Raw genomic sequence first — 20811 nt, 5'->3', positions numbered from 1 at the left:
CGTCTAAGCTTGCGACGTAGAAACAACAGAGTTATCAGTGCCAAAGCTATTTAATAAATAGCGATCAGCTTGGTGGTCGTTTTGCCAAATTTCATTATTAACTAGGTAGCGAAATTGAAAGTCAGTATCTTTGGGTAAGCGTACTTTGGCACGAAATGCTTTGTGTTTTTTACTGTAGGTCATTGCCAGTGGTTGCCAATCATTAAATTCGGCGATCAGCTCCACTTGATTATCGATTTCACCTGGGTGCTCAAAGGTAATTTCAGTTTCATTTTTGGTCTTAAAAAAGCGCTTAGTTAACATGACTTCTTTTCCTTAAGTTTCTTGCTACAAAGAGTATTTGATAAATAATATTCAGCTTTACAGATGTAAGCTAAATTTTAAAGTGTGTCTAAATTAGCTAAATTATTTGAATAAAATATTATCAATGTATGAATTTTTTATGACGCGATTATTAGAGTTTTTTTTGCCAGTGATTAAAGTATAAACAGAAATTGTGACTTATCAACGCTCTATAGATGAAATTTATTCATTATTTATAAAAGTCAATATATAAAAGCACGTATGTACAATATTTATTTATAAGTTACTGTTCTTTATTGTATTGTTTTTTGCTTGTGACTATTGTTACAGCTCGCTTTTGTGAACTTAGCCTACGATAATCAAAAATTATTCATCTGGATTTTTGTTGTTGTTTGGAAAATAAATAAATTTAAAAGTTTTTTTCCACAGTAAAAATTGCTGTCTATAATTAAATGGTGATATCCATCTTAAAGTGAATGTTTAAGGTCGATACATAAATAATCATTCAAAAAATGATGCTGCATTTTTTAAACAAGGTAGTAATGAAATAATCGTATACATGCAATTATTTCTGGGATGAGTTTAACTATATTATGGATAATTTTAAAAACTTACACGTTCTAATATGTGATGATTCAATCACTAATTCATTAATATTGACTAAATTAGTTTCTGAGCAAGTAACGACAAACATTACCACTGTTACTGATCCAAGAAAAATTGAGCATACACTTCAAAATAATACTGTTGATTTAATTCTGCTTGACCTTGAAATGCCACACCTTAGCGGCTTTGAAGTGATGAAAGCTGTACGACGTCAATTTAATGCGGATCAGCTACCGATATTGATTATTACTGGAGTGCAAGGCGTAACCACGCGTAATAAAGCATTAACACAAGGTGCGAATGATTTTTTAAATAAGCCCTTTGATCAAGTTGAAGTTATTTTGCGGGTGAAAAACTTACTTAAAATCAGACAAAGTTATTTGATTCATCAGCAAAGTACAGATGAACTAGAGCGCGCCGTTAAAAAACGTACTGAAGAGCTTGATCACTCTATTGAGTGTTTACTATATAGCTTAGCGCTAGCTGGTGAATTAAAAGATGATGATACTGGTCGGCATGTATTAAGAGTGGGTAAATACGCGCGCGTATTAGCAGAAGGTTACGGTTTGCCCAATGAGCTTGTCACCATGATTGAACAAGCAGCGCCATTGCATGATATTGGCAAGATAGGTATTCCGGATAAAATTTTATTAAAACCAGCTCGCCTTGACCAGTTAGAACGCAGCATAATGAATCAACACACCAACTTTGGTCATGAACTTATTGGCGGCAACAGCTCTGTGCTAATTCAAATGGCGCAAAGCATTGCTTATAGCCATCATGAACGTTGGGATGGGACAGGTTATCCAAATAAATTGCAAGGAGAGTCTATTCCGATTGAAGGGCGCATTACCGCGATTGCCGATGTATTTGATGCCCTTACGACCCAAAGACCTTATAAAAAAGCGTGGGAAATACCTCAGGCGATTGATTATATTGAGAATGAATCGGGTAGAGCATTTGATCCTGCGCTAATCTCGGTATTTCACAATAATGTGTCATCGTTTACTGATATTTGTCGAAGCTTAGCGGATGAACCCGATAAAAGCTTCGATCCTGCATAGTAAGTATTAAATGATATATTTTGGGCAATAACTTGCCTGTTTGACTATGCGTTAATGGGCTTATGAGCGAAGAGTTGTTATCGAATCACGTATGATCACCGTCGGCTCAAATGCATGAGTGATGACTTGGTTTTTTTGCTGATAAATATCTTTTAATACTAATTTTGCCGCCATATGCCCCATTTCATTTACGGGGTTGTCTATGGTGGTTAATTTAGGATAAATGTAGCGGGCGAAAATAATGTTATCAAAACCGATTATCGATAAATCTTTTGGTAATGAATAACCGTGTTCGCGAGCGTAAGTCATTGCACCAGAGGCCATTTCATCATTCGCGCATACTAATGCCGTAAATGACTGTTTGTTATTGATGAAATATTTAACGCCATCTTTACCGCCGGTTTCTTTAAAGTCTCCGATATAAAACAGGCTCTCATTGAAGGAAATATCATTTTCTTCCAAAGCGCGTTTATGCCCTAAAAATCGACATTGAGCATCAGATTTAAACTGAGGTCCTGCAATATAAGCAATCTCTTTATGCCCTCGTTCAATTAACGATTTTGTCGCTAAATAGCCACCTAATTCATTATTTAAACTGATGCAGTTTTGCTCCATACCTTTGACTAGGCGGCTCATTAAATAAACTGGGGTTTTGCCTTTAGATAGTTCCAATAAGTAATTATCATCGATGGCTTCAACGTGCAAAATTATTGCATCGCAATTACGACTTAGCAGAAATTCAATACCGTCTTTTTCTTTCTCTTCTTCGTCACCGGTTTCACTATGACCTGTGGTAATCACAACATGTTTACCTGCGGCTCTAAGTTCTGATTCGATGCCTGCCATCATTTGCCCAAAGAAAGGACCGCATAATTCAGAGACTAATATACCGACACAGTTGGTGCGATTTGAAGCAAGTGATTGAGCAATAGAGTTGGGGCGATAGCCTAATTCATCCATTGCACAGAGCACTTTCTTTTTGGTTTTTTCACTAACGCGCGCATTATTATTCATGACTCGAGAGACAGTAGCTAGTGAAACACCTGCAAGTTTTGAAACTTCGTATATGGTCGCCATGGCCTTCCTAAATATGCGCAATCATTCGTTAAGAGTGAAAAAAGAGCAAATTCTAACATGATTGCAATATTTGTTAAAACTCGGCGCGGTTGATATTTCGTGTCTACTGTAAACCAGATGTAAGACCGAAAGACCACTCGCCGCTAAGCTAATGCAATATCATTTCTGCGCGAAACTAGCTCTGTTGTGATCTTTAAATTTTGTTCACTGGTTAATGGATAAAATACCATTAGTGCAGCACCTGCAAAAGAAAACGCTGCTGGGATCCAGCTCATCAATAATTGCATACCTGGTAATGCATTAGTTATTGTGTCTTTGTCCATTCCGTTGTAGCCGTAATTGGCCAAAACAACTAATACCAAAGCGCCGGCGAATCCGCCCCCAGTTTTCTGAACAAATGTTCCCGCAGAATAAATAAGCCCGGTTGCGCGACGACCATTTTTCCATTCTGAATAGTCAGCGGCGTCGCCTAGCATGGTAAAAAATAAGGTTGGCATCATGGCGGCAAAAAATTCAGCGGCACAGCCCAATACAAAAATACTGGTAACATCGCCTGCGGGTATCCAGTAAAAACCCGCGGTAAAAAAGCCACTTAGCAATAGTGCCCAGATAAATAATGCGCGTTTACCAATTTTATCGGCGAGATAACTGGTAGCGAGTGCACCAAGTATCGACACAACTAATAAGGCAATAAAATACTTACCTGTTAATAATTCGTCACCGACATGGTACTTAAAGTAATAAGCGATAACACCATATTTAATGCCATTGAACATCATGGTTAAAAAGCCCATGCCTAATAAAATGAGCCAAGGCTTATTGGTAAGTAAGTCAACCATATCAAGCTGCGAGTGACTGAGGTTTTCTTTCGGTTTGTGAATAAGTTTTTTGATCACTACCCACATCGCAAACATTACGCTGAAAAAGAAAATGCCGCTGTAGATCTCACGGTAGTAAAAAAATAAGGTAGCAGAAAGTAGTGGCAAGATAATAAAGGGCAGGTTTTTGGTTAAATCTGCCAACTCTGTTTTTAAATTACTACTATTATCAACCACAGGCACAATACGCTCGTTGGTACTTGCAAAGGTTAGCCATAATAAAATCATCAACAGAACCGCAAACAAATACATAGTGTATTGATAGCCGGTTGCATCGTCGCCTTGACCAAAATAAGCGACTAAGTCAGGTAAAAATCCCATCACCAATAAACCACCAGCAAACGCACCAGCAAATCGAAAACCCGATAAATTTGTGCGCTCGCTGTCGCTTTCGGTCATTACGCCCATTAAGGCAGAATAGGGCACATTATTGATGGTATAGACTAAGGTTAAGCCAATATAGGTGACATAGGCATAAATGAGTTTGCCGGTATATGAAATATCTGGTGTGGTAAAACACAGCACCATAAATAAGGCTAAAAATGGTGCTGACCATAAGATCCAAGGGCGAAAGCTGCCCCAGCGGGTTGAGGTACGATCGGCGATCATGCCCATGATGATGTCGGTAACACCATCAGATAAACGTACCACCAAAAACAGCATAGCCGCTGCTGCGGCCGTTAAACCAAAAGTGTCGGTATAAAATACGGCAAGGTAAGCAAGTGCTCCGCGCCATACTAAATTGGCGGCTGCATCGCCCATGGCATAGCCAACTTTTTCTTTAAACGGGAGTGTATTCATTACATTACCTATGTGTACGTCATTAACGTTGGCTGATTAAATTTCGATACGCTAAACCACTGGCTTTAATGGTGCGTTGTTGACTTTGATAATCAACATGAACAATGCCAAAGCGTTTTAAATAACCTTCTGCCCATTCAAAATTATCCATCAAGCTCCAAGCAAAATAGCCTTTAACATTAACACCTTGGCTTATGGCATTGTCTACGGCATTTAAGTGTCCTTGATAGTAATCAATACGGTCTTGATCATCAACTTCACCATCGACGAATTTATCAGCCATTGCTGCACCATTTTCAGTGATAAAAATAGGGGGCAGGGTATAGGTGTTGTTTAAACTGACTAAAACATCAGTAAAGGCTTGTGGATAAATTTCCCAGCCAATATCTGTGCGTGGTTCAGGTACCGGCATTTCTGCGTAATGCTCATTTTCATCGGCTTGATAAATCATTCGGGTATAATAATTTATCCCTAAAAAGTCGAGTGGCTGTTGAATGATTTCCATATCACCGGGCAGAATATCTGGCTGATGAGCTTTAGGTAATTGATCGATAATGTCAGGGTAAGCACCATCGATTAACGGTTTGATGTACCACTGATTAATATAGTCGTCGGCAAATTTGGTTGCCTTAATATCGGCTTCACTGTCGCTATTGCTATAACAAGGAGTGAAGTTGAGTACGATGCCGTTTTGCGCATTTGGGCAGTTTTTTTGCAATATTTTCATTGCAAGACCATGGCCTAGCAATAAATGATGCGCTGCTTTTCGTCCAAACTCTTTACCGACAATGCCGGGGGCATGAACGCCAACTTCATAACCTAAAAATGCACTGCAAAACGGTTCATTTAACGTGGCGTAACTATGCACTAAATCGCCAAACGCTTGGCTGATTTTGTCGGCATATTCGGCAAAGCTAAAAGCCGTTTGGCGATTTAACCAACCGCCATTGTCTTCCAAATACTGTGGTAAATCCCAGTGGTATAAAGTAACGTATGCTTTGATATTTTTGCTTTTTAAGCGCTTTAAAATATCCAAGTAAAACTCAATACCTGCTGGGTTTAGTTCGCCTTGTTCAGTCATTACGCGCGGCCAAGAAACAGAAAGTCGATAAGCATCTACGCCTAAGCTTTCGATAAGATCTATATCTTCTTGCCATTTGTTAAAGTGATCACAGGCAATGGCACCGTCTGAGGCATCTGCAATTTTGCCGGGCGTTGCGCAAAAAGTATCCCAAATGCAAGGTAGTCGGTGCTCTATGCCACCTTCTATTTGAAAAGAAGCAGTAGCAACCCCGTAAAGGAAATCTTTTGCCAGCATTGGAGAGTTTAGGGGTAATGATAATTTTGCCATGTTAACTTGAATACCTGTTGTTAAGTGTTATAAGCGCATGCATTTACTGCTAAAAGTTAGTTTCTTATATTTCAAAGAGTTGTAAGCGCTTACATTAAAGTTTGCTAATTTAAACGTTAATCGTTATTAAGGTAAGTCAATGTCTTAACTTACCTCAAACGTTTAACTATTTGATTTACAGTATTTATCTAAAAATTCGCTGTGTTCTGGTAATCGTTCAACAGCGGTTGAAATTGCATTTTTTAACCCCGATAAGAAATTATTTAGTTCTTTATCGTTCATGATATTGGCGATTTGGTGGTACTGCTTAGGATGCAACCCTTGACCAAACATCACCTGCGTCCATGAGTCGACTCTAAAGACATCGCCGTCGTCTAAAAATACTCGCCCAGTTTCTTTAAATAACTGAATTTTGTGTTGCAGCGACTCAGGAATTTCTGCGCTTGCACAGTGCTGCCAGAATTTACTGTCGTCTCTGTTGGTCACTTTGTAATGCAATATAATAAAGTCGCGTACAGCATTTAATTCTGAATCAAGCTTACTGTTGTATTCATCAATTAATGATTGTTCAAGCCCATTAAAAGGAAACAGACGCAATAAGCGTATAATTCCAGACATAATTAAATGGATACTGGTTGACTCTAAAGGTTCAATAAAACCACTTGATAAACCTAGTGCCACACAGTTTTTGTTCCAACCTTTGCGGCGGCGACCGGTTTTAAATTTAATGACGCGCGGCTCGGTAATGGTTTCACCACTGATATTGGTTAATAGCGTATCAAGTGCTTCATCGTCGCTCATGTATTTACTGCAATACACTAAACCATTGCCAACACGGTTTTGTAATGGAATTTGCCACTGCCAACCACTTGGGTGTGCAATAGAGCGCGTATAAGGTACTGCAGGCGCGATTGATTTGGTTTGCACTGCAATGGCGCTGTCGCATGGTAACCAATGTGACCAATCGTCATAACCTGTGTGCAGTGCTTGTTCGATTAATAGCCCAGCAAATCCGGTGCAGTCGATAAATAAGTCGCCAGAAACTTGTTCTCCAGAAGCTAACGTTAACGACGCTATATTGCCAGTCTCACTGTCTTTGGTAACTTCGCTAATTTTGCCTTCAATGCGCTTAACACCTAATTTTTGGCTGAAGCCTTTTAGGTATTCTGCGTACAAAGTTGCATCAAGATGGTAAGCAAAATTAAGCGGTGCTTGCTGATCTAAGGCAAACTTACCCGCTTTTGCCGCTTGTAGCTCAAAACAGTAATCACCAAATTTTGAATCTATGCCTCGGTTTAGACTGTCGAGCCAAAAGTGATGAAATTCACCCGCCCAACACTCTTTACCTGTTACGCCAAAAGAGTGAATATAATCGCTGTTAACTTGCTTCCAGTCTTCAAACTTTATGCCGAGTTTAAAGGTCGCGTGTGTTGCGCGCATCACTTCTTGTTCGTTAATACCAAGCAATTTATGAAAGGTTTTAATCGGCGGAATTGTCGCTTCGCCAACACCAACTGTGCCGATGGCATCAGATTCAACTAAGGTTACATTAATTGATTTGCCAATCAGTTTTGCAAGAGCTGCGGCTGCCATCCAACCTGCTGTGCCACCGCCAGCGATGACGACATTTTGAATTTTTCCTGACATGATTACTTCCTCACTCTTGATGAAAGCTGCTTGAGCAACTCTCTATTACTAGGTAAACCGGCGATGCATTGGTCTTTTTTCTGTTGCACTTTGGTAAATAACTGCTGGGCAATATGATGGTTTTCAATGCGTCTTTTATTTGGTCTTTGTTGGGTATTAAACCTCATGCCGTATAATACATATTGATAACTTGCCGATGGAAAGACTTCTTCATTTTGAATGAAATCATAACGACTTGGTGGCTGATGCTGCCAAAGCTCAAGTAGCTGAGTCAGTCGTTTGGGAATACTTTGCGCAGCTTTGTTGTCGCGCCAATAGGCACTGTCTTCTCGGTCGCTGATCACGTAATGTAATTTTAAAAACTCGATAATGCGCTGCCAGCGATATTCAAAGCGATCATTAAAACGCTCTCCAATAATATCCATATGCGAACGAGTTACTGGCAATTCTTCGCAAATCATGGTGGTTGATAATTCAATTAATGCTAGCGCTGAGGCTTCTAATGGTTCGAGAAATCCTGCTGCCATGCCAACGGCGACACAGTTTTTATGCCAAAATTTTTCTCGATGACCTGGAGTAAAGGTGATTTTTCTGACACTTTCATCAACAAGATTTTGTGCTTTTTCTTCGCCAATACTTTGTGCTAAATAGGCGCAAAGTTCAGCTTTAGCGGCATGGTCGTCAATGTGTTTACTTGAAAAGGTGTAACCAACGCCACGTCTTGTTGGTAGGGCGATATCCCAAATCCAGCCCGCACTTTGCGCGGTAGAATTGGTGGTGGATGCAATGGCAACTTCGTCATTGTCATAAGGCACTTGCACGGCAAGGGCGCTGTCGTTAAATAAAATATCGCGCTTTTCGATGAGTGGCACTTCATAATGTTGACCAATTAGCAGTGCGGCTGAGCCGGTGCAGTCAATAAATAGGTCACCTGAAATTTTGCCGTGTTCTTTGCTGATGATGGCAGCAATATCACCATTTTGTTGTGATTCAATAGCGGTTACGTCATCAATAATGTGACGAACGTTGAGTTTGCTGGTGCAATGGCGCTGTAATAATTGTGCAAATTTTGTCGCATCTAAATGATAACCGTAATTGGTTACCGCGGCATAATCAGGCGTCGCCAGCTGTTTAGGAGCTAAGTTTTTTTCGCAAATATGGCTTTGAATATTGACCGTATCTGCAAAACCTTGTTGATGATATTGCGCTTGCCAGCTCGCATGAAGGTCAATATGTCCATAGCCTTCTGGCGTCATAAATGGGTGGTAGTAGTGGCTTTCTTGCTCGGAAGATTGCCAATTAATAAATTTAGAGCCTTGTTTAAATGAAGCGTCACATTGCAGTAGAAAGTCTATTTCTTTAATGCCAAGTTTATCCAAGGTATTACGCATGGAAGGCCAAGTGCCTTCGCCAACGCCAATAGTTGGGATATTGGCCGATTCAATTAACACAACTTCAATTGTACTGCCGGCGGCGCTACAATGTTCGGCTGCGATAGTGCCAGCAGTTAACCAACCCGCTGAACCGCCACCAACAACAACAATTTTTTTTATTGGGTTATCCATAAGACTTTACACTTCATTTAAAGTTAGGAATAGGCTGCTATCGAAAGCCATTTGCTTTCTAATATAATGCTATGTGATTAATGATGAAATAAAAAGCCGCGTTTAGGCGGCTTTTTATTTTAGGCTAGCTTAAAAAGCGTAACGTGCGCCAATTGCGTAACGTGCGCCTAATTGGTCAAGATTCCAAAGCTGTCTGTCACTTCGGCCATGACGACGTTGATTTTCTTCGGTGATATTTATACCTTCAAAGAATATCGATAAGTCTTCATTGACGTCGTAAGAGACATTGAAATCAATTTGCGATACTGCTTCAGTGAAACCTGGCTCATTGTTGTATTGAGTTGTGGTATCAAGGAAGTCATCACGCCAGTTATAAGCAATACGTGCTTGCAAGCCGTCTTTTTCATAAAGAGCAACTAAGTTAGCGGTATCACTTAAACCAACAAGGGCAAATTGCGTGACTGTTGGATCTGCTGATAAATCAAATTCAACATCACCATTTACTAAGGTGTAGTTCGCTTGGAAACCAAAGCCACTGTCACCAAAGAAGTGTTGAAGTGCAAATTCGAAGCCGTCAATATTTGCTTTACGGCTGTTATCAGGTTTAGCGTTAGTAAATTGTGTTAATGGATCATCTGCATTGGCATGAATGTCATATTGTTGCTCAAATTCTTCATCAGTTAATGAATCAAAATCAATGTTATTTTCCATTGCTGCAACCATGTTAAATAAGTTGGTATCACTTACTGGAATACCTAATCTATTTAACTCAGCTAAGGCTGCTTCGGCACGTGGGCCGGCAGTAGCATCTCGAATACCTAACACATTTTCAACAACTTGCTTGTTACCTATAAAGTTTTTAACGCTTTTATCGAAGTAACCAATAGAGACATAACTTGCGTCGTCAAAATAGTATTCAACTGACAAGTCAATGTTGCTTGATTCAAGTGGTTTTAACGCAGGGTTACCTGACGTTGCTCGTGCTGACGCACTCAGTAGTGTTGGCGATGATTGACCAGAGACCGAAGAAGATGATGCCAAGTTGTTGTAATTAGCACGAGCAATGGTTTGGCTGTAAGAAAAACGTGCAATGACGTTTTCAACCACTTCAATGTCAAAATCAAAGTTTGGTAAGAAGTGACTGTAGCTCTCTTCAAAAGAAACAATTTCTGATTGTGCACCAGCTGGTACTGATACGTTAAAATCGTTGTTACCTTCCCAAATAATTTCAGGCACTTTAACTGCAGAGCTCGATTTTACTGTCGTATCTTCATATCTTGCACCAATTAAAACGTTGTAGGTGCGATCGCCAATTTCACCTGTGTGGCTATATTGAGCATAAGCTGCGACAACTTCTTCTTCAATAGTTCTATCAGTTGAAAGTGGGTCATTAGCAAGAAAATCAAAATCATAAATATCTGCTGCAATAGGACCAATTTGACCTACGCTCGCGGTAATGCCTTGATTAAAGATGCCTGAAGTATCGTAATCGTCGAATAAACCTTTAAAGTCAACTGGCGTTAAGTATTCTGCCGGTAATTCACCTGGGTTTTCCACACCCCAGTTACCCATAGTTTTACGTGTTAAGGCTTGTTGAGATGTATTTTCCATGGCGCGAGATTCTATGCCAAAATCAATGCTGCCATCTTCAAGTTCATAAGTACCGTTTAGGCGAATTTGTGTAATATCCGTTTGTTGACGAGCATAGTTCATGTCTAAGATCGACGTACCAATATCACCCGCATCTAAAACACCATTTGGGTTTAAGTTGCCGCGTGATTCATCATCAAAGTCAACTAACATTACAGGGAAGTCACCAGAGAAATCTACACCTTGACCTCTGTTTACGTTGGCACCTAAACCAAGGTTAGTCCAAACACCGTAAGGTGCGTCAGGGCGACCTTCAGCGGTAGAGTCATGTACATCTAATTCAAGTGATAAACTATCGTTAACTTCATAAGCCAAGTTTAAGCCAATCGACTTATTCTCGTTAACTTGGTTTTGCTCTTGAATGGCTAAGCCTAAATCACGAGGTAACAAATCGCGTCGCTCTTGCGATACTAAAATCGGGCTTCTTACGTTTGGGTTATCAGTATCGAAGGTGATATCAGAGAAGTATCTGTCATCCATCCAAATTGACTGCTCTGCACGTGCTTGAAAAATATCTTGCTTAGCATAGGTATAATCTAACGTGGCGATTAAACTGTCGGTTGGTGCATATTGAAAGGTTAACTGAGCATTAGTACGTTCACGCTCGTGATCTGAAACGGCATAACGTAAATCTGACGGTATTGCGAATAACTCACCTGCTGCTGGAGCATTCGTTACGTTTAGTGCTGGACCATTATAGTCAGGCAAATTTGGATCTAATTGATTTGGTGATTGTGGATAATCACCTTCAAAAGGGTTAACACGCCATTGGTTAACATAAGCACGCGTTGAAGAACTGTGACGTTCTTGTAAACTTGCAGATAACGTAACACCAAAGGTTTCATCTTCATTAATAAAGTTAAAGAAACCAGAGAGTTCAGGTGTAATATCGTCTCCAACACGTACGGTCGTATCGTGCAAGGCTTTAACACCAACTGAACTTACAAAGCCACTGCCGCTAGCGTCAAATGGTTTTGCTGTTTTAATGTCTACGGTTGCGCCAATACCACCAGAGGCAACATCAGCTCGACCTGTTTTGTATACTTCTACCGAACGAACGCTTTCTGACGCTAAATCAGCAAAATCAAAAGCACGTGAATTAGGCACGCCACCACCAGCTGGTAATGATGCAGCAGGCATTGCGCGTCCGTTTAACGTTACCATGTTAAAATCTGGACCAAAACCACGTACGGTGATCTTAGAACCTTCACCGTTTGAGCGGTCAATTGAAACACCGGTAATACGTTGTAAAGATTCCGCTAAGTTTGAATCTGGGAATTTACCAATATCTTCAGCAGAAATGGCATCAACCACACCGCTTGCATCACGTTTAAGGCGCGTTGATTCTTTAATTGTTGAACGCATGCCTGTTACTTGAATGACTTCTACTTCATCAACGGCTGCTGTTTCTGCTGCCATTGTAGGTAGTGCCGTAGCCGTTAGTACTATTGATAAGCTTGTTGCTATTTTAGACTTCTTAAAAGTTCTCTTAATCATTTATTTGTCCCCCGAGCTTAAGAAAACGCTATTTATAATTATTTCATCGTGTAAGCGCTTACAGTAAAGTTACAAAAAAAAACACTTAATGTAAAGCTTCATGTAAGCGCTTACATTTTAAGGTAGGCTATGGTTGTTTTTTCGTCAACCTTTTTTTTAAATTTTTTTATTTTTCAAAATTCTGTTGTGACAAATGTCATTTTTACTTCGGCAGGACATGAAAAAATTTATCATCCAAAACAGTCTGTTGTGATCAATATCTGTTTTTTTTCTAAACTTTAATTGAAAAACACTTGATTGAAGTGTAATTTGTAAGCGCTTACATTTATGGTGGTTGACGACTTTAAATATGATTTTTATTGGTCCAATTAAGCGAATATTCTAGCTTATCCTAGTTTATAGCGTTTACTGGTGAGATGAGAATATTTGTAATTGTTTTGTAGGCTAGCTCGCGGTTACGTTTTTGGGGAAAGCCTTAAGCGAAGAGTGTAAATAACATCAATAATTAAAAGCGTTAATTCTGGTTGCCTCTTTATAAGAATTAACTAAAACGTTAAAAAAGATGGAGAGCCAATTGAGAAACTCACTGAAATTATCAGAAAAAATTGCCTACGCCTGTGGCGATGTAGCATCGAATTTTTATTGGCGGGTGTTCGACGTTTTCCTTTTTATTTTTTATACCGATGTGTTTGGTTTGTCGCCTGCTGCTGTTGGTACCATGATGTTAGTGACTAGGCTTATAGACGCTTTTTCTGATCCTATGATGGGCGCGCTTGCCGATAGAACCAAAACTAAGTTTGGTAAATTTCGACCTTATTTACTTTGGGGCATATTACCTATTGCTGCTGCTGGCGTATTAACCTTTACTGTGCCTGATTTGGGCGAAGACGGAAAGTTGGTTTGGGCGTATGCAACCTACATTTTCATGATGCTAGCCTATACCTTTATCAATGTGCCTTATGGCGCATTACTTGGCGTGATCACACCCAACAGCCAAGACCGAACTAGCTTAACCAGCTTTCGTTTTATCGGCGCATTTTCTGGCGGGAGTTTAGTCGCTTATTTAACGCCAGAGTTGGTTGCTTACCTGGGCAATGGTAATGAAACTCAAGGCTGGCAATATACCATGATGATCTATGGCGCAGTTGCTGCATTATTATTTACCATTACTTTTTTAGGCACAAAAGAGCGTATTGCACCGCCGCAAAATCAACAAAGCTCTATCATGCAAGACCTTAAAGATTTAAGTCAAAACAAGCCTTGGTTAATTTTATTTTCATTAGCCTTGATTGTAATGATGACCATCTCAATTCGCGGTAGTGTCGGCACCTTTTATTTTAAATATTTTGCCAACCGTGAAGATTTAATCGGTCAGTTCTCGTTAGTGTATATGCTGTCACTTGCCTGCGGCGCAGCCATTACACCTTTGCTAACCCGCTTTATTGATAAGCGTCGCTTGTTAATGTTGTTAATGTCGGCAGTAACCTTACTTTCTATCGCCTTCTATTTTGTACCGCGCGACAACATTACCTTAATGTTTCTTTTACAAGGTTTAATTGGTCTGGCTTTAGGCCCTAAATCGCCATTGGTTTTTTCAATGTATGCTGATACCGCTGACTTTTCTCAATGGCGAACGGGTAGACGGGCAACGGCAATGATATTTTCTGCCGCCGCATTTTCACAAAAACTGGGCGGCGCGTTAGCTGGCGCTATGATTGGTTGGCTACTGGCCTCGTTAGGATATGTCGCCAATCAAGTACAGTCGGGCGCATCAGAAAACGGCATTGTTTTATTGATGACATTAATCCCAGCGGTATTTGCGGCACTCGCCGTGCCAGTGCTGTATTTTTACCCGCTCAGTGAGCGCAAGGTCGAAGATATTCAGCGTGAACTTTTTGAACAACAAACTCAAACGTCTTAGTTTAGGAAAGAATAAAATGTCAATGACTGATCGTCAGCTAGTGACCTTAGCGCCCCAGAATAATCGTGCGACGGTAAATTTACATAGCCCAACAAAGCTGCCGCAAGCAGCGAGCTTTTTGTGGAACAAAAAGATGCTGATGCAAGTCAATTGCCGTGGTTATGTCAATAGTCAATTTATGCAACCTGAGCCAAGTAAGTACGCTTATGGTCCTAATATTGAAGCAAAAACGTTTATTCAGCCTGAACATGCTTATTTTAGCCATCACCCAGGACGCTTTTTCTACATTAAAGATGAAGCAACACAAGCCTGTTTTTCTGCGCCTTATGAACCAATGCGCATCCCGCTAGACAGCTTTACCTTTAGTGCGCAAGACGATGTGATCAGTTGGCAAATAGTTCATCTTGATTTAGCGATTACCATTAAAGTCAGTTTGGCTGAAAATGATGTCGTTGAACGTTGGCAGTTTACGGTGAGAAATTTATCGGCGCATCAGCGCACCATAAGCATTTATCCGTATTTTTCGATTGGGTATATGTCGTGGATGAATCAATCCGCCAGTTTTGATCCTAAGCTTAATGCCATAGTGGCAGATTCTGTAACGCCTTATCAGAAAGTGGAAGATTACTTTAAAAATCAATCACTAAAAGATAAAACGTTTTTTGTTGCCAGTCATAAACCTGTTGCTTGGCATGCTAATCAAAAACACTTTGAAGGGGAAGGTGGCTTACATCAACCTGATGCATTAAAAGAAGCGCAGCTAGCTAATTGTTCAGCCCGTTATGAGACGCCGGTGGCAGTCATGCAATTTACCGAAACTTTAGCGGTAAATGCACAGCAAAGTTATCAGTTCCTGTTTGGGCCTGCTAAAGATGAACAAGAAATTGCTACCTTACGTCAGCGATATTTGGGCGAGCAACAGCAAAGCGACACAGATAAAGCTTACCAGCAATATTTAAATAAAGGGCAGGGCTGTTTGCAGCTTGGCACAGGTAAAGATGATTTTGATAGCTTTATTAATCATTGGTTACCGCGTCAAATGTATTATCACGGCGATGTCAATCGCTTAAGTACCGACCCGCAAACCCGAAATTACCTGCAAGATAATATGGGCATGTGTTATATCAACCCAAAAACAACACGTGACGCATTCTTATTATCGGCCAGTCAGCAAACGCAAGACGGTGCTATGCCCGACGGTATACTGTTAACACCCGAAGCCGAGCTAAAATACATTAACCAAATTCCGCATGCGGATCACTGTGTGTGGTTACCGATTTGTTTGGCAACGTATTTAGCTGAAACCAATGACACTTCTCTTTTAAGTGAACAAATTGACTTTGCTGATTCCGCCAAAACCGCAAGCTTTGCACACCATATTGAGTTGGCATTGAACTGGCTGTTAAACGCCACCGATGAGCGTGGTTTAAGTTTAATTGAGCAGGGCGATTGGTGCGATCCAATGAATATGGTCGGCTATAAAGGCAAAGGCGTGTCGACTTGGTTATCGCTTGCTACGGCCTATGCGCTAAATACTTGGTGTGATTTGTGTGAGCAATATCAAATCGACGCTGATAGCGCATTATTGGCTGAATACCGTTTTGCCGCCAATGCTATTAACGAAAGTGTTAATAAACACTTATGGCAAGGCAATTGGTTTGCCCGTGGTATTACCGATGATGGACGCGTATTTGGCACCGAAAAAGATGAGCAAGGTAAAATCTTCCTCAATGCACAAAGTTGGGCGATGTTAAGCGGCGCTGCATCAGCACAGCAGAGTCAGCAAATGAATCAAGCAATAAGCGAGCAGCTTATTACCCCATATGGCGCGATGATGTTAGCGCCCAGTTATACTCACATGGTCGAAGACGTTGGCCGTATTACCCAAAAACACCCTGGCGTTTCTGAAAACGGCTCCATTTATAATCATGCCGCGGTTTTTTACATCTATAGCTTGTATCAAAATCAACAGGCAGACTTGGCGTTTTCGTTACTTGAAAAAATGTTGCCTGATCTCGACTCGTGTTTAAAAACCGGACAACTGCCGGTGTTTGTGCCTAATTATTATCGTGGTGCTTATTATCAATTCCCTGAACATGCTGGCCGTTCAAGCCATTTATTTAATACCGGTACCATTGCGTGGATTTATCGCTGTTTGGTTGAAGAGTTATGCGGCCTAAAAGGTTGTGCAAACGGCTTACTTGTTGAGCCTAAACTGCCTGAAAAATTGAACAAACTCACCGGTGTTCGCCAATTCCGTGGTGCATCAATTAACTTTGTTATTGAAAAAGTAGCAGGGTTAAACGAAATGGAAATCACATTGAATCAGCAACGCGTTCACGGCAATTGTTTATCTGATTTAAGCGCCGGTGAACATTATCAACTGAGTGTTAAGCTGCAAGGATAGGAATGATGGCTAACTTATTTATCATTATGGGCATAAGCGGTTCAGGGAAGTCTTCGGTTGCGTCACTATTGGCAAAACATCTAAATTATCATTTTGTTGAAGCGGATGATTTTCATAGCGAAATTGCCAAAGCACATATGGCAGACAACAAACCATTAACTGATGAAATGCGTGCGCCTTGGATCGCCGATATTATTAGTTATCTTAATAAGCTTTACTTGCAAGGAACCAATGTAGTGTTGGCCTATTCAGGGTTAAAGCGAGAGCATCGTCAACAGTTTCGTTATCTTGACTACAATTGTCATTATTTTTATTTGTCAGGTAGTCGGGAAAAAATTGCCACTCAGATGGAAAGTCGCAACAACCACTTTTTTGGCGTTGATTTAATTGATAGTCAATTTCAAGCGATGGAAACTATTTTGCCTGAAGAGACAGATGTGCATGTGATTGAACTCGACGGAGACTTGCAGCAAGTGTGTAGTAAGGTCGTTCGACTTACTGATGAACTGGTTAATTAATTAGGGGATTTCATGCAACAATTAGTATTCGTTATTAGCTTAGTATTGAGCATCATTACGCATCAGGCAATCGCGCTAGAAGCTAAAAAAACAACCGAGCCGATGGTGATTGATGGCAAGGTTAGCGAGTCGAGTTGGCAACAAGCACCTTGGTATCCGCTTGACCAACTTATTCTTGGCGACCAACCAACAAGTGAAGACTTTTCAGGGCGTTTTAAAATGCTTTGGGATGAACAGCAATTGTATTTGTTGGCTGAAATTAGTGATGATATTTTGTTTGACCAACATGCCAATCCGCTACACTTTTATTGGGATGATGACTGTTTAGAAATTTTTATTGATGAAGATGCCTCTGGTGGTAATCATCAATTTAATTTTAATGCCTTTGCTTATCATATTGCGCTTGATAACCAAGTTGTAGATATTGGCGAGCCTACGCCAACACAAAAAGATAATTTTATTTTATTAAACGATCATATCGACAGTGTCTGGCAGCGCAGCGAGCAAAGCCCGCATAAAGTTTATTGGGAAGTCGCCATTCGTGTTTATGACGACAGTTATCAACATAACAGCGCAACCAAAGCCTTGCCCGTTAAGCTACATCTTGGTAAAAAGCTAGGCTTTATGCTGGCCTATTGTGATAACGATGGCAGCAAAGAGCGCGAAAATTTTATCGGTTCGACCTTTATTAAAGCCGTAAATGGCAATAAAAATTTAGGCTTTATTACCGCCGATGTGTTCGACAGCTTAGTGTTAACTCAATAACCCTTAGTGAATTAGCAATAGTTGCGTTTATGCTCCCTCTATTTGTGTAATCGCGTACTTATTATTGACCCGTTTAGCAATTGATTATCTGCTGGCTAAGTACTAGCAAGTGAGTAGCAAAGAATGAAAAAGAGTTATGGCAAAATATTAGTCACATTATTGTCTGTTTTAGTGGTTAATGCCTGTGTGCAAAAGAGTGACACCACTAGCGAAAAAATGGTATCGAGCGATTATGTGCAAACAAAAGCGCAACGTTTAGCCAGTGTTGAACAAAAAGTTGAGTCATTATTAGCGAAGCTGACGCTGAAAGAAAAAGTGTCATTAGTGCATGCCAGTGGTAAGTTTCATGTCAATGCCATTGAGCGACTAGGCATACCTGAGCTATGGCTTTCTGACGGACCTCATGGCGTTCGTCATCAAATACAACGCCACAGCTGGGACTCGGCAGGTTGGACGGATGACGACTCGACCTATTTACCTCATTTAACCACAGTTGCTGCTAGTTGGGATAAAAACATTGCCACCTTACATGGTACTGTACTTGGCCGAGAAGCACGTGATCGCAAAAAAGATATTATTTTAGGGCCGGGTGTTAATTTAGCGCGTTTGCCTTTATACGGTCGAAATTTTGAGTACATGGGAGAAGATCCTTTTCTCGCTGCGCAATTGGTCGTGCCAGAAGTTATCGCCATTCAAAATCAAGATGTTGCTGCTAACGTTAAACACTTTGCCTTAAATACCCAAGAATTAAACCGCATTGGCGTTAATGCTAAGCCAGATGAGCGTACCTTGCGTGAAGTGTATCTACCTGCTTTTGAAGCGGCAGTAAAACAAGCCAATGTTTATAGTGTGATGGGCGCTTATAACCAGTATTACGGCACTAATGCTAATCAAAGCAAACATTTAGTAAAAGATATTTTAAAAGGCGAGTGGGGGTTTGATGGTGTTCTGCTAACCGATTGGAATGTTGATATCAATACGTTTGATGCCGCAATGCATGGTTTAGATTTAGAAATGGGCACCAAAGTAGATGATTACAACGACTACTTTTTAGCGCAGCCATTTTTAGCACAAATAGAGCAAGGCAAAATTCCAGAGGCGGTACTTGATGATAAAGTGCGTCGAATTTTAAGGCTGCAATTACGTGTTGGTTTAATGGATGAGAACCGCCTCGCAGGTGCGCGTAATACCGATGAGCATCGCCAAATCGCACGTGATATTGCCAGCGCTGGTGTCGTGCTACTTAAAAATACTGACCAAGTGCTACCACTTGATATCAAGCAAGTGAAAAACGTATTGGTTATTGGTCCTAATGCGGATAAAAAACACGGCCAAGGTGGTGGTTCATCAGAAGTAAAATCTGCCTATGAAATTACGCCATTGCAAGGCTTAAAAAACAAGCTTGCCGGTAAGGCAAATATTACCGTAATGCGCGCTCGTTCAAATAATCTTGTGCCAATTGCTGCTGACTATATCGCAAGCCGTCATTGGACAGGAACACCCGCGTGGCAGTTTGCGATGTTTGCTGATGCGAATCGCACCCAACAGCTTAATGAAGATTGGCAAGTTAATGCGCACTACCAAGCAACGCAAACTCAACACGATGAATTTGTTACTATGTCGGCAGACATTAAGCCATTAAAGTCGGGAATTCATCAGCTAAAATTAGCCCTTGATGGTGAAATTACATTGACTGTTGATGGCAAAAAGATAGCGCATTTTAGTGGTGAAAATGGTGAGCTAAAAACCTTTGATCTTGAGTTAAATGCAGAGCAAATCTATCAGTTTACCCTCGACTACAATGGTCAGGGCAACTTCACATTAGGTTGGGACGCACCGGGCGATTTATTTACCAGCGAAGCTGAATATTTAGCGGCGGCAAAAACCGCCGATGCGGTGATCTACATTGGTGGCTTAAGCCATGGTGATGATCGCGAAGCCATTGACCGAAAAGATATGAGGTTGCCTGGTTCGCAAGATGAAATTATCAGTAAATTATTAGCGGTAAATAATAACACCGTGGTTTTAATGGTGGCAGGTTCGGCAGTTGAAATGCCATGGGCAGAGCAGGTTAAAGCGCTTGTTTGGGGCTGGTATGGCGGTATGGAAGCGGGCAATGCCTTTGCTGATATCTTATTTGGTGATGTTAACCCAAGTGGAAAAATGCCGATCACTTTACCCAAAAAATTGGCAGATACAGCGCCAATTGCATTAAATGATTATAACGCAGTCGAGTCTTTGTATTCTGAAGGAGTCTTTATTGGCTACCGCTGGTTTGAACAACAACAAATTGCGCCAAACTTTGTCTTTGGGCATGGTCTCTCTTATAGCGAGTTTATTTATTCAGATATTGAATTTTCAGCAGATAAGCTAGCGGCAGGTGAAACCTTAACGGTGAGCGCAACCATCACCAATACCAGTAATGTCGCAGGCGCAGAAGTTGTACAGCTCTATTTGCATGACATCGTAGCCAGTGTCGAACGCCCGGTTAAAGAGCTAAAAGGATTTGAGAAAGTATTTTTGCAAGCTAAAGAAAGCAAAAAAATATCCATCACCTTAAGCCAACGCGATTTATCTTTTTGGCATACGCAGAACAATAATTGGCATGCAGAAAAAGGCGTGTTTGAAGTACAACTTGGTTCTTCACTCAGTGATATTCGCCTGACTAAATGTTTCAATTATCAAGGGTAATACAACAATGATACTGACTAACTGTTAACACTTTTAAACTTGAGCGCTGCGGTAAATACCTTATTATCGG

13 protein-coding genes are annotated in these 20811 nt (G+C 40.6%); 6 read left to right on the top strand and 7 right to left on the bottom strand.

Features of this window, described 5'->3' with window-relative positions:
- Positions 1–3 precede the first annotated feature (3 nt).
- On the bottom strand, positions 4–303 hold the full coding sequence (locus tag ACRRSQ_RS17840) for an isoamylase early set domain-containing protein (RefSeq protein WP_440877139.1): 300 nt from the start codon (positions 301–303) through the stop codon (positions 4–6).
- Positions 304–896: 593 nt separating this feature from the next.
- Between ACRRSQ_RS17840 and ACRRSQ_RS17835 the strand changes: the two genes are divergently transcribed.
- A complete protein-coding gene (locus ACRRSQ_RS17835) occupies positions 897–1973 on the top strand; it encodes an HD domain-containing phosphohydrolase (RefSeq protein ID WP_440877138.1) in 1077 nt (358 codons plus the stop codon).
- A gap of 60 nt (positions 1974–2033) precedes the next feature.
- Here the strand turns inward: ACRRSQ_RS17835 and ACRRSQ_RS17830 are convergent, their stop codons facing one another.
- From ACRRSQ_RS17830 to ACRRSQ_RS17805, 6 genes are all read right to left on the bottom strand, one after another.
- Positions 2034–3050, bottom strand: a complete 1017-nt coding sequence (locus ACRRSQ_RS17830) for a LacI family DNA-binding transcriptional regulator (RefSeq protein ID WP_440877137.1) — start codon at positions 3048–3050, stop codon at positions 2034–2036.
- Positions 3051–3193: 143 nt separating this feature from the next.
- Positions 3194–4729, bottom strand: a complete 1536-nt coding sequence (locus tag ACRRSQ_RS17825; RefSeq protein ID WP_440877136.1) for an MFS transporter — start codon at positions 4727–4729, stop codon at positions 3194–3196.
- Positions 4730–4751: 22 nt separating this feature from the next.
- Positions 4752–6080, bottom strand: a complete 1329-nt coding sequence (locus ACRRSQ_RS17820; RefSeq protein WP_440877135.1) for a GH1 family beta-glucosidase — start codon at positions 6078–6080, stop codon at positions 4752–4754.
- Between the two features lie 162 nt (positions 6081–6242).
- The gene (locus ACRRSQ_RS17815) at positions 6243–7727 is read right to left on the bottom strand and encodes a tryptophan halogenase family protein (RefSeq protein ID WP_440877134.1); all 1485 of its coding nucleotides are present in this window, start codon (positions 7725–7727) and stop codon (positions 6243–6245) included.
- Between the two features lie 2 nt (positions 7728–7729).
- Positions 7730–9292 (bottom strand): tryptophan halogenase family protein, encoded by a 1563-nt coding sequence (locus tag ACRRSQ_RS17810; RefSeq protein WP_440877133.1) that lies wholly within the window; start codon positions 9290–9292, stop codon positions 7730–7732.
- Positions 9293–9421: 129 nt separating this feature from the next.
- Positions 9422–12439 carry a TonB-dependent receptor gene (locus ACRRSQ_RS17805; RefSeq protein ID WP_440877132.1) on the bottom strand — a complete coding sequence of 1006 codons (3018 nt, stop codon included), beginning with the start codon at positions 12437–12439 and terminating at the stop codon, positions 9422–9424.
- A gap of 574 nt (positions 12440–13013) precedes the next feature.
- On the opposite strand from ACRRSQ_RS17805, the gene ACRRSQ_RS17800 reads away from it, so the two are divergent.
- From ACRRSQ_RS17800 to ACRRSQ_RS17780, 5 genes are all read left to right on the top strand, one after another.
- Entirely contained in the window at positions 13014–14360 is a 1347-nt protein-coding gene (locus ACRRSQ_RS17800; protein WP_440877131.1) for an MFS transporter, read from the top strand.
- Between the two features lie 16 nt (positions 14361–14376).
- Complete coding sequence (locus tag ACRRSQ_RS17795) at positions 14377–16767, top strand: GH36-type glycosyl hydrolase domain-containing protein (RefSeq protein WP_440877130.1); 2391 nt, start codon at positions 14377–14379, stop codon at positions 16765–16767.
- A 2-nt stretch (positions 16768–16769) separates the two neighbouring features.
- The gene (locus ACRRSQ_RS17790) at positions 16770–17285 is read left to right on the top strand and encodes a gluconokinase (protein WP_440877129.1); all 516 of its coding nucleotides are present in this window, start codon (positions 16770–16772) and stop codon (positions 17283–17285) included.
- A gap of 12 nt (positions 17286–17297) precedes the next feature.
- Positions 17298–18050, top strand: coding sequence for a sugar-binding protein (locus ACRRSQ_RS17785; RefSeq protein WP_440877128.1), 753 nt, complete (start codon positions 17298–17300; stop codon positions 18048–18050).
- A 123-nt stretch (positions 18051–18173) separates the two neighbouring features.
- Positions 18174–20741 (top strand): glycoside hydrolase family 3 C-terminal domain-containing protein, encoded by a 2568-nt coding sequence (locus ACRRSQ_RS17780; RefSeq protein ID WP_440877127.1) that lies wholly within the window; start codon positions 18174–18176, stop codon positions 20739–20741.
- Positions 20742–20811: the final 70 nt, after the last annotated feature.

It is taken from the genome of Thalassotalea sp. PLHSN55 (assembly GCF_052030545.1).
GTDB lineage: Bacteria > Pseudomonadota > Gammaproteobacteria > Enterobacterales > Alteromonadaceae > CANMXU01.
This window is presented reverse-complemented; position numbering and strand designations above follow the sequence as displayed.